General features: G+C 72.1%; 8 protein-coding genes, 1 pseudogene and 1 other annotated feature. Of the genes and pseudogenes, 2 read left to right on the top strand and 7 right to left on the bottom strand.

The window, feature by feature from the left end; genetic code table 11:
• The first annotated feature begins 56 nt into the window (after positions 1–56).
• Positions 57–163, top strand: a sequence feature (AL1L pseudoknot).
• Positions 65–979: pseudogene (locus tag L0B03_RS08655) on the top strand (IS3 family transposase); the annotation flags it as partial. Its footprint overlaps the feature before it by 99 nt.
• A gap of 121 nt (positions 980–1100) precedes the next feature.
• Here L0B03_RS08655 and L0B03_RS08650 read toward each other — a convergent pair.
• From L0B03_RS08650 to L0B03_RS08620, 7 genes are read right to left on the bottom strand one after another with little or no spacing between them, the layout of a single operon-like run.
• On the bottom strand, positions 1101–2804 hold the full coding sequence (locus L0B03_RS08650) for an ABC transporter ATP-binding protein (RefSeq protein WP_250445408.1): 1704 nt from the start codon (positions 2802–2804) through the stop codon (positions 1101–1103).
• Positions 2801–3343, bottom strand: a complete 543-nt coding sequence (locus L0B03_RS08645; RefSeq protein ID WP_250445407.1) for a GbsR/MarR family transcriptional regulator — start codon at positions 3341–3343, stop codon at positions 2801–2803. The genes L0B03_RS08650 and L0B03_RS08645 overlap by 4 nt, the downstream gene beginning before the upstream one ends.
• Positions 3340–4776, bottom strand: coding sequence for a serine hydrolase (locus tag L0B03_RS08640; RefSeq protein ID WP_250445406.1), 1437 nt, complete (start codon positions 4774–4776; stop codon positions 3340–3342). Before L0B03_RS08640 ends, L0B03_RS08645 begins: the two co-directional genes overlap by 4 nt.
• A gap of 29 nt (positions 4777–4805) precedes the next feature.
• Positions 4806–5708: an ABC transporter permease gene (locus L0B03_RS08635; protein WP_250445405.1), complete on the bottom strand. Its 903-nt coding sequence runs from the start codon at positions 5706–5708 to the stop codon at positions 4806–4808.
• Positions 5701–6633: an ABC transporter permease gene (locus L0B03_RS08630; protein ID WP_250445404.1), complete on the bottom strand. Its 933-nt coding sequence runs from the start codon at positions 6631–6633 to the stop codon at positions 5701–5703. The genes L0B03_RS08635 and L0B03_RS08630 overlap by 8 nt, the downstream gene beginning before the upstream one ends.
• Complete coding sequence (locus tag L0B03_RS08625; RefSeq protein WP_250445403.1) at positions 6630–8072, bottom strand: M14 family zinc carboxypeptidase; 1443 nt, start codon at positions 8070–8072, stop codon at positions 6630–6632. The genes L0B03_RS08630 and L0B03_RS08625 overlap by 4 nt, the downstream gene beginning before the upstream one ends.
• A 4-nt stretch (positions 8073–8076) precedes the next feature.
• On the bottom strand, positions 8077–9684 hold the full coding sequence (locus tag L0B03_RS08620) for an ABC transporter substrate-binding protein (protein WP_250445402.1): 1608 nt from the start codon (positions 9682–9684) through the stop codon (positions 8077–8079).
• Between the two features lie 281 nt (positions 9685–9965).
• Here L0B03_RS08620 and L0B03_RS08615 point away from each other — a divergent pair, with 281 nt between their 5' ends.
• Positions 9966–10655 carry an FMN-binding negative transcriptional regulator gene (locus L0B03_RS08615; protein WP_250445401.1) on the top strand — a complete coding sequence of 230 codons (690 nt, stop codon included), beginning with the start codon at positions 9966–9968 and terminating at the stop codon, positions 10653–10655.
• The last annotated feature ends 60 nt before the right edge of the window (positions 10656–10715 follow it).

Below are 10715 nucleotides of genomic sequence, written 5' to 3'. Positions count from 1 at the left end.
GCCCAAGCCCGCCGCCGTGCTCCAGCAGGCGGCCTGACCCCCAGGGTTGACATAGGAGCATCGCGGAGCTCGACCGCCAACACAAGAAGTAGTGGAGGTCATCGACGCCAACCGTGACGAGCTCGGTGTCGAGCCCATCTGCAGCGTTCTGCAGGTGGCGCCGAGCACGTACTACGCGGCCAAGTCGCGCACTCCGTCGGCGCGGGCGGTCCGCGATCAGGTGCTGGGTCCGGTGCTGCGCCAGCTCTGGAACGACGACTACCGGGTCTACGGGGCCCGCAAGCTCTGGTAGGCCGCGCGCCGGACCGGCTGGGAGGTGGGCCGTGACCAGGTGGCCCGGCTGATGCGCGGCCAGGGCATCGAAGGGGCTCGGCGCAAGGGGGTCCGCACGACTAAGGCCGACCCGGCCGCGGCCCGCCACCCGGACCTGGTCAACCGGGACTTCACCGCCATCGCCCCGAACCAGCTGTGGGTCACGGACCTGACCTACGTCCCGACGTGGGCCGGGGTGGCCTATATCTGCTCCATCACCGACGTCTACTCCCGGATGATCGTCGGCTGGCGGGTCGCACCGCACATGCGCACCGAGATGGTCCTGGACGGGATCGAGATGGCACGCTGGTCACGCGGCACGACGATCACCGGGCTGCGGTGTCACAGCGACGCCGGCAGCCAATTCACCTCGCTGCGCTACGGCGAACGCCTCGCCGAGATCGGCGCGACCCTCTCGATCCGGACCGTCGCCGACAGCTACGACAACGCCCTCAGCGGCTACTATAAGGCCGAGCTGATCCGCGGCCCGGTCCGCTCGACGCCCTGGAAGAGCGTCGAGGACGTCGAGCTCGCCACGCTGGGCTGGGTCCACTGGCACAAGACCGCGCGCCTGCACGGCTACCTCGGCGACGTGCCACCCGCCGAGTTTGAGACCACGTTCTACGCTACCCACGGGAGCGACCAGACCCTGGTCGAAATCCCATAGCCCGAGCCTCTATCAGACCCAGGGCGACTCAAGCTCGCGGCGTACTGGGTGCGGGATCCTGCAGAGTTTGGACCCGTCGTCCAGGTCGAGCCCGACGGTGTCCAGCTCTCCTGACCGCCCCTCAGCTCGCCTCCCGCAACCGCTCCTCGCGCCGTCGTGCCTGGTCCGCGGGGTCCGGCACGGGGGCCGCGGCGAGGAGCCGCCGGGTGTAGTCGTCCTGGGGGTTCTGGAGCACCTGGTGCCGTGCGCCGACCTCGACGAGGCGGCCCTGGTGCATGACGGCGACGCGGTCGGCGAGCTCGTCGACCACGGCGAGGTCGTGGCTGATGAACAGGCAGGCGAAGCGCAGGCGCTGCTGGATCTCGCGGAAGAGGTCCAGCACCGTCGCCTGGACGGAGACGTCGAGGGCTGAGGTCGGCTCGTCGGCGATGAGCAGCTCGGGGTCCAGGGCGATGGCCCGGGCGATCGCGACGCGCTGGCGCTGCCCGCCGGACAGCTCGTGCGGGTAGCGCTCGGCCCAGGCCGCGGGGAGCTCGACCGACTCGAGCAGCTCCGCGACGCGGGCGCGCAGTGCGGGACCACGCAGGCCGGCGTGGACCGCGAGGGGTTCACCGATGCTCTGGCCCACCGTGTAGCGGGGGTTCATCGAGGCCGCCGGGTTCTGGAACACCACGCCCACGCGCTGCCGGGCGGCGCGGGCCGCGGCGCGGGACCCGATGCCCACGCGGGTGCCGACCACCTCGACCACCCCGGAGGTCAGCGGCGCGAGGCCCAGGGCGCAGCGCCCCAGGGTCGACTTCCCCGACCCGGACTCCCCGACCAGGCCGAGGATCTCCCCGGGCTGGACCGTGAGGTTCACCCCGTCGACCGCGCGCACGGTTCGTCCCCGGCGTCCGCGGTACTCCACGACGAGGTCCTCGACGTTGAGGGCGGGCCGGTCGCGGGCGTCCACGCCGCTCGGTCGCTCGGGGGCACCGATCCGGGGCACGGCCGCGAGCAGGGTGCGGGTGTACGCCGCGGCGGGCTCGGCGAAGAGCTGGGCGACGGGGGCCTGCTCGACGGCCTCGCCGTGCCGCATGACGACCACCCGGTCGGCGAGGTCCGCGACCACGCCCATGTCATGGGTGATGAGGACGATCGCAGCCGAGGTGCGCCCGCGCAGGCGGCGCAGCACGTCGAGGATCTCCTGCTGGACGGTCACGTCGAGGGCGGTGGTGGGCTCGTCGGCCACGAGCACCTCGGGGTCGCAGGCCAGGGCCATGGCGATCATGACCCGCTGGCACTGGCCCCCGGAGAGCTGGTGCGGGTAGAAGCGCAGTCGCTGCTCGGGGTCGGGGAGGTCGACCATGCGCAGCAGCTCGGTGGCGCGCTCGCGACGCTCGGCCCGGCTCAGGCCGGGCACGTGCCGGCGCAGCATCTCGCCGAGCTGGAAGCCGATGGTGAAGACCGGGTCGAGGGCCCCCGAGGGGTCCTGGAAGATCATCGCGAGCCGGCGGCCGCGCACCTGCGACAGCTCGGCGCGACCCATGGCGAGCAGGTCGTCCTGACCGAGGTGGGCCGTGCCCGTCACGGTCGCGGTCGGCGGCAGCAGGCCCAGCAGCGCCATCGAGCTGACGGACTTGCCCGAGCCGGACTCCCCGACCAGGGCGAGCACCTCACCGGGCATCAGGTCGTAGGACAGGCCGCGCACGGCCGCGACGTCGGGGGCCCGTCCGGAGTCCACCTGGAAGGTGACCGTCAGGTCCCGGACGGCCAGGACGGGGGCGGTCGAGCCGCTCGTGGGCGGGTCGTTCGTCGGCGGGGTGCTCGCGGGGGTGGTGGTCACGTCGCTCCTCGACGGTCGGCGCCCGGTGTCTGCGAGGCGTGGGAGTCCCGGTAGACCACCCACTCCTTGAGCATCGTGCGGTGGTAGTCGCTCAGCCAGGTCATGTAGTTGTGGGCGTTGATCATGCGGCGGCGCCGGCCCGTGTCCCCGTCGCCGTCGAGGGCCGCGAACCCGACCTCGATGGCCTCGGCGAGGCGCATCAGGTAGGCGCGCTCCCCGGCCAGGAACGACCCCCAGATGTCGTCCTCGACGCGGAAGTAGTGGTTGCGGTCCCCGGGGATCACGTGGCGCTTGATGAAGCCCACCTCGACCAGCACCCGCGTCGAGGTCGAGACCGCCCCCGCGCTGGCCTGCAGCAGGTGGGCGATCTGCGCGCTCGACAGGTAGGGCGCGTCGACGATCATGAGCAGCCCGGTGATGCGGCCCTCCATGCGCGTGGACTGCGCCTTCTCCCACAGCAGGCCGAACTCCTCGACGAACTGGCGTGCCGAGTCGTCGAGCTCGAGGGGAGGGGCGGGGGCGTCATCGGCTCCGGTCATGGAGCCAGCCTAGGAGTGGAGGTGCTGGTCATGGCGGGACGACGGCGACGGAACTCCTCGACCGGCCAGCTCGTCATGCCGGTCGACCGCACGCTCGTCACGGCGCCGTCGGGACCCCGCTCGAGGTGCACCAGCTCGCCTCCCGCGCCGAAGGTGCTCTGGGCGTGGACCCGCAGCAGGTCCGGTCCCTCGACGGTGACCTCCTCGAGGCCCTGGAGCGGGTCGGCGAGGGTCGGGCGCACCAGGACGAGCCGTCCGCCGAGGTCCGCGACGTCGAGCATCCCCCACAGGTTCGCGAAGCGTCCCGTGTAGCTCGACAGCGGCGGCAGCGCGTCGTCGTGCGGGGTGGGGGTGGTGCCGCTCGAGGGGTTCAGGGCGGCGTCGACGAGCTTGATGATGCCCGTGGCAATGAGGTCGGCGGGGCCGTCGATCGCGTTGGTCAGCACGCTCACCACGAGCTTCTCGCGGGGGTCGACGTAGGTGCGGGTGATGTGGCCCGGGTAGCCGCCCGAGTGCCCGACGAGCTCGCGCTGGCCGATGGTCCGCCGCTCGATGCCCACCCCGTAGCGTCCGATCTCGGTGCCGTAGGAGGTCACGACGGACTCGAGGCGCTGCATCAGACGCTTGCTGTCGTCGTCGAGCAGGCGGGTGTCCCCGAACCAGTGCGCCGAGCCGTAGGTCGTGAGCTCGGCGGCCGTGGAGTAGAAGCCCGTGGCGGCGGCGAGGGCGCGGGTGTCGACGTGCTCGATGACCTGGCGCTCGTGCTCGCCGAGCAGCAGGCCCGTGTGGCCGGCGGCGTACTCGCCCGCGCGCTCGGGCTCGAGCTCGGCGCCGGTACGGGTCAGGCCGAGGGGGGCCGTGACGTGCTCGCGCAGGTGCTCGGCGTAGCCCTGCCCCGAGACGGCCTCGACGATCAGGCCCAGCAGGCCGTAGCCCAGGTTGGAGTACTTGAAGTGCTCGTTGCGCGCGAGCGTCGCCCCGCCGTCGGCCAGCACCGCGGCGAGCAGCGCCTCGCGGTCGGGGAACGGGTACGCGAGCTGCCAGAAGTCCGCGTGGTCCCCGTCCCGGATCACCCCGGCCTGGTGGCCGAGCAGCTCACGGACCGTCGCGGCGGCGATCGGCGAGCCGCCGTCGGCGAGCTCGGGGACCCAGGTGCCCGCGGGGTCGTCGAGGCGCAGCCGCCCGGCCTGCACCAGCTGCATGACGGCGGTGGCGGTGAAGGTCTTGGAGTGCGAGGCGATCCGGAAGAGGTGGTCGGTGCGCAGCGGCTCCCCGGTGCTCAGGTCGGCGACGCCGATGGCCTCGTCGAGCACGAGCTCGTCCCCCGAGCGCACCGCGAGCTGCACCCCCGGCACGCGCAGGTGCGCAGCCTGGGCGCGGGCCCAGCTCAGCAGGTAGGGGGCGGCGCTGCGGATCGTGTCGGTGGTGCTCATCGTCTCTCCGGGGTGGTGGGGGCGGGCCGTCATCGGCCGCGGGGGTCGAGGGTGTCCCGCAGGATGTCACCGAGGGTGATCATGGCCAGCACGGTCACGGTGAGGAAGATGCTCGGGAAGACGAGCATGTGCGGGGCGGTCTGGAAGTAGGACTGGGCGCTCGAGAGCTGCAGGCCCCAGGAGATCGACGGCGCGCGCAGCCCCAGCCCCAGGAAGGTCAGGGTCGACTCGGCGACGATCACCGAGCCCACGCTGATGGTCGCGACCGCGAGCACCGGGCCGATCGCGTTGGGCAGCACGTAGCGACGGACGATGCGCGCCGTGGACAGCCCCATCGCGCGGGCGGCGTCGACGTACTCGGCTCCTCGCACGGAGCGGACCGAGCTGCGCACCAGGCGGGCCATGGTCGGCCAGGAGAACAGGGCCAGCACCATGGACACGCTCACGGGTGACCGCGACCCCACGCTGGTGAGCACCACGACCGCGCCGAGCAGGAACGGGAACCCGAGGAAGACGTCGGTCAGCCGGCTGATGAGCCGGTCCGCCCAGCCTCCGCGGTACCCGGCCAGGGTGCCGACCACGAGGGCGACGGCCAGGGCCACGGCGGTCGAGAGCAGCCCGACGCTCAGCGAGTTGCGGGTGCCGAAGATGACGTTGGCCCACACGTCGCAGCCCTGCAGGTCCGTGCCGAACACGTGCTCGGCGCTCGGGGCCTGGGCCGAGGAGCTCAGGTCGCAGACCCGGGGGTCGGGCTGGCCGAACCAGCCCGCGAACCAGCTCGGCACGGCGGCGACGAGCCCGAGCAGGGTCAGCACCACGACGCAGGCCCAGAAGAGCGGACGACGCCGCAGGGTCTGCCACACCCCGCGTCCGGGGGGAGGGCCGGTGTGCTCGGCGGTGGCGTCCTCGACGCTCGCGGTGGCCTCACTCATGACGGATCCTCGGGTCGAGGGCGGTGTGCAGCAGGTCGACCACGAGGTTCGCGACCAGGAACACGATGATCAGCGCCGTCGAGACCCCGACGACGGTCGGCCCCTCGTGGGCGCGGATGGCTTGGAAGAGGAGCTGTCCCACGCCGGGGAGGTTGAAGATCCCCTCGATGATCACGGTGCCGCCCAGCAGGTACCCCAGGTCGATCGCGAGGTAGGTCAGGACCGGGATCGCCGAGTTGCGGGTCACGTGCACCCCGACGACCTGGCGCCGGGTCAGTCCTTTGGCCCACAGGGTCCGCACGAAGTCCGAGCTCATGGTGTCGATCACCGAGCCGCGCATCAGCCGCGCGATGCTGGCCAGGCCGAAGACCGCGATGCAGGCTGCGGGCAGCAGGTACGCCGTCGGCCAACCCTGGGTGGTGCCGGCGACCGGGAACCAGCCGAGCTGCACCCCGAACACCAGCTGGGCCGAGACGGCCACGACGAAGACCGGCACCGAGGCAGCGAGGATGGTCCCGGCGAGCACGACCCGGTCACCGACGCGGCCGCGGCGCAGGCCGGCGTACAGGCCCAGGCCGACGCCGATGACGAGCTCGATTCCCCAGGCCGTCAGGGCCAGGGCGATGGTCACGGGCCAGCGGGCCGCGAGTCGGTCGGCCACGGGCTGCCCGGAGAAGTTGGTGCCCAGGTCCCCCTGAGCCAGCCCCTGCAGGTAGTAGAGGTACTGCTTCCAGACCGGCTCGTCCAGGTGGTAGCGGCTGCGCAGCTCGGCGACGACGTTCTCGGGCAGCGGACGGTCTCCGCCCAGGGCCATGATCGGGTCCCCGGGCAGGGTGAAGACCATCACGTAGATGATGAACATGACGCCGAGGAAGACCAGCACCAGCTCGGCGAGGCGGCGGGTCACGGCTTGCGCCGCGGTCACCCTGCGGCTCCCTGCCCTGCGGCTCCCGGGCCGACCGCTCCGTGACCCGCTGCGGCCCGACGTCGCCCCAGCAGCTCGGCCATCGTGAGGGTCGCGGCGAGCTGGACGCCCACGAGCCGCTCGACCGGGATCACCTCGAGCCCCTCGACCCGGTCGGCCTCCTCGAGCCAGGCCTCGTACGTGGTGACCAGCCCGTGGTGCAGCTCGCGCACCCGCGCGGTCGCCGTCCCGGCGGCGATCTCGGCGGCCAGCGCACGCACCAGCATCCCGCCGTACCGCAGGCGGAAGCAGCGCACCAGGTCCGCGGCGCTGAAGACCTCGCTGACGGTCGCGGGCCGGTCGCTCTCGGGGAGCTCGGCCCGGTCGCGCTCGTGCCGGCCGACGGTCCCCATCATCGGGACGAAGGCCTCGCTCGCGCGCAGGAAGGGCGAGCGGATGCTCAGGTAGGGCGCCGCGGCCTCGAGCACCTCGGTCAGGGCGGCGCCCAGCTCGATCAGCCCCTCGGCCTTGGCGATGAGGACCTCGCGGTAGCTCGTCGCCGTCGGTGTGTCGTCGTCGGCCGAGGGGTGGGACCAGTAGGGCAGCTCGGCGACCAGGGAGACCGTGCCGTGCCGCGCGGCGTAGGCCGCTGAGGAGTCCCCGCCCACCAAGCCGGTGGGGTCCAGGCCGCGACTCACCAGGTAGTCGTACTCGTCCCGGGTGGAGGCCATCCGGTAGACGGCCGGGCCCAGCAGCTGCAGGGCGGGGGACTCGGGCTCCCCGGTGTCCAGGGGCAGGTCCAGGCTCGCGGGGATGGCGTGCAGGGCCTCGACGGCCCCCGGCACCTCCTCGCTGAGGTAGTAGTAGACCCCGCCCATCTCGGCGTTGTGCAGGGAGACCATGAGCTCGGGCCGCACCTCGTCGATGACCCGCATGAGGGCGAGGGTCTCGGGCATGACGTCGTCGAACCAGTGGCCCTCGTGGGCCAGGGGGAAGGTCCACTCGACCTGCTCGTCGGGGGCCGGGCGGTAGAAGCGGCGGGCGTAGGCGGTCCGGCTCCTCGGGTCCCCGTACCAGGCCTCGTTGAGGCGGGCGCCGTCGGGGTCGATGCAGGGCACCAGGTGCCAGGTCGCGTCGAGGGCGGCGCGCAGCTCCTCGTCGGTGCAGAGCAGCTCGGCCAGGTGCTGCACCGTGCGGAAGCCGATCGGCTCGTTGGGGTGCACCCCGGCGACCATCAGCATCTGCCGCGGGCCGTCGCCGATGCTGACCATCGGGATCGGCTCGCCCAGGCGTGAGGTCCCGATGCGTCGTCGTCGGGCCAGGCCCGGGTGACGCTCGACGAGCTCGTCGAAGGAGGCGAGGAGCTCGTCCACGCCGGGGAAGTCGTGGAGCGGGGGAACCCGGTGGGCTCGCTCGAGGACGCCCTCGAGCGAGCCCACCGTCAGGGGAGACGTCGACATCCGGTCAGGCGTCCTCGGCCAGGACCGTCTGGGAGAACAGCGGGTTGCCCACGGCCGAGGTCGGGAGCACCTCGACCCGCTCGGAGGTCACGTAGGAGTACGTCTCGAAGAACAGCGGCGGGGCCGGGAACTCCTCGAGGATGCGCTCCTGGACCACCGCGTAGGCGCTCGCGGCGTCGTCGGAGTCGACGGTGGCGTCGGCCTCGGCGATCAGCTCGGCCACCTCGTCGTCGTACCAGGGGATGCAGTTGGTGCAGCCGCCGTTCTCGACGAAGAAGACCCGCAGGGTGTTCTGCTGGCTGGGGTAGAGGGCGCCCCAGCGGGAGAAGAACGGCCCGGGGGCGTCCCCGTTGAGGCGGGTCTCGTAGAACTCGGCCCAGTCGGTGCTCGGCGTCGCGACGGCCTCGACCTCGAGGTTCTGGCGCAGGTTGTTGGCGATCGCCGCGTACATCTCGTCCAGGCCGATGCCGCCCGGGTAGTAGATGTCGATGGTGCCCTCGAAGCCGCCGGCCTCGTCGAGCAGGTCCTTGGCGTCCTCGGGGTGGTACTCGCACAGCTCGCCGCAGATGCCCACGGGGGTCCCCGGCGCGATCGCGGGGGTGAAGGCGGTCGCCGGCTCGTACAGGCCGCCGTAGATGACCTCGTTGATGGTCTCGCGGTCGATGGCCATCGAGATGGCCTGGCGCACGCGGATGTCCTGGTAGCGCTCGTCGGCCAGGGGGATCCCGAGGAAGGCGATGCCAGGGGCCTCGAAGGCGTAGATCCGGTCGCCGAAGTCGGACTCGGCCTGGGCGGTGCGGTCCGGCGGGAGGCTCGCGACGTCGAGGTTCCCGGCGAGGACGTCGGTGTAGGCGGTCCCGGTGTCGCTGTACGGGACGAGGGTCATCGCCGAGATCGTGGGCGCCGGGCCCTGATACTCGGGGTAGGCCTCGAGCTCGATCGGGTCGTTCTCGACGTACTCGCCGACCATCACGAACGCGCCGTTGCCGATGGGCTGGCGGTCGTAGGCCTCGAGGTCCTCGAAGGCGACCTCGGGCATCGGGTACATCGCGGTCTGCGCCTGGGAGACCTGCAGGGGGAACTGGCTGTCCGGGCCGGCGAGGGTCACGGTGAAGGTGCTCTCGTCGACGACCTCGAGGCCGGACATCTCGGTGGCCGGGTCGCTCTCGGTGTTGAGGTCCTCGTAGCCCACCACGTTGGCGAGCTGGCCCGAGTTCTCGAAGGCGTTGGGTCCGTAGGCGACCGTGTTCCAGGCGTCGACGTAGCTCTGCGCCGTCACCGGGGTGCCGTCGTGGAAGGTCCAGCCCTCGCGCAGGGTGATCGTCCAGGTGGTGGCGTCCTCGCTCTCGACCGACTCGGCGGCGACGTAGGTCATCTCGCTCGCGTCGTCGATGAAGGTCAGCGGGGCGAACACGGCCATCGAGAAGTCGTAGGCGACGGTCTGTCGCCCGGGGGTGAGCTGACCGGGGTCGGTGACGGCGATGCTGATGGACCCGGAGGGGCCCTCCGTCTCGGTCGTGGTCGGCTCGTCCTCGGCATCGGTGCTGCCGCATGCTGCCAGGACGAGGCCGAGCGCTGCGACGCCGACCGTCGCACGAACGCGTGCCTTCATGGATCCTCCACTCGTAGGCCGCGCCGTCCGTCGGTGGGGCGGCGCCCGTCGGCCACACGCTCGGGGGTGCGTTGGGCCGAGCTCCAGGCAAGCGGTCACGCCGGGTGTAGGTCAATAGCAAAGTCTCAGAAGATTCAGTAGGAAATGAAACTTTAACGTGCTCGTCACACGTCGTACGGCCTCCCAGGGCTCAGCGGCGGGGGGCTCGATGGTTCGATGGGTGTTCGCCGAGATGCACCCGCACCACGTCCGCGTGAGGACCCCGACCCGAAGGGCCGCCGATGATCAACACCCCCGACTACGCCCTGACCGACGAGGCGCGGGTGCGGGAGCTCATCGCCGAGCACGGCTGGGCCACGCTGGTCAGCCACACCGCCGAGGGCCTGGTCGCCTCGCACGTGCCCGTGCTGCTCGAGGACGGACCCGAGCTCACCGTGGTCAGCCACGTGGGCCGGCCCGACGACGCCCTGCACGGCCTCGGGTCCGGCGAGGTGCTGCTGGTCGTCGAGGGCCCCTACGGGTACGTCTCTCCCGGCTGGTACGGCACGAGCCCCGCGGTCCCCACCTGGAACTACCTCGCGGTGCACCTGCACGGCACCCCCGAGCTGCTCGACGCCGAGGACACCTACCGCGTGCTCTCGGACACCACCTACCGCTACGAGGCCCCCATGCCCCACCCGATCGGCCTGCCCGACGTCGCCGAGTACGCCCACCGCATCGCCCCCGGGGCCGCCGGCTTCCGGCTGCGGGTCACCCGCTGGCAGGGCAAGGCCAAGCTCAGTCAGGACAAGCCCCGGGAGGTCGCCGAGCGCGTCGTCGCCCACCTCGAGCAGCCGGTGGGGGAGGCGGACCACCCCTACTCCAACCCGGCGCTGGCCCGGGAGATGCGGGCCGAGATGGCCCGGCAGGACGCCGATGTGGCGCCGCGGGACGCCGCCACGGCACGGCAGGACGCCGAGGTGCTGCCGTGAGCGGCGCGCACGTCGCGGGCCGGGTCGAGGCCCCCGCGACCGTTCCCGCGTCGATGCTGC

It is taken from the genome of Actinotalea sp. C106, assembly GCF_023630195.1.
Lineage (GTDB): Bacteria > Actinomycetota > Actinomycetes > Actinomycetales > Cellulomonadaceae > Actinotalea.
Note: the sequence above shows the minus strand (reverse complement) of the source record. Positions and strands in the feature narration are given on the sequence as shown.

What these genes read in the sequence shown, in the direction of transcription:
- L0B03_RS08645 (WP_250445407.1), bottom strand. Translation starts at nt 3,343, where the DNA reads ATGACCGGAGCCGATGACGCCCCCGCCCCTCCCCTCGAGCTCGACGAC.
- L0B03_RS08640 (WP_250445406.1), bottom strand. Translation starts at nt 4,776, where the DNA reads ATGAGCACCACCGACACGATCCGCAGCGCCGCCCCCTACCTGCTGAGC.
- L0B03_RS08635 (WP_250445405.1), bottom strand. Translation starts at nt 5,708, where the DNA reads ATGAGTGAGGCCACCGCGAGCGTCGAGGACGCCACCGCCGAGCACACC.
- L0B03_RS08625 (WP_250445403.1), bottom strand. Translation starts at nt 8,072, where the DNA reads ATGTCGACGTCTCCCCTGACGGTGGGCTCGCTCGAGGGCGTCCTCGAG.
- L0B03_RS08620 (WP_250445402.1), bottom strand. Translation starts at nt 9,684, where the DNA reads ATGAAGGCACGCGTTCGTGCGACGGTCGGCGTCGCAGCGCTCGGCCTC.
- L0B03_RS08615 (WP_250445401.1), top strand. Translation starts at nt 9,966, where the DNA reads ATGATCAACACCCCCGACTACGCCCTGACCGACGAGGCGCGGGTGCGG.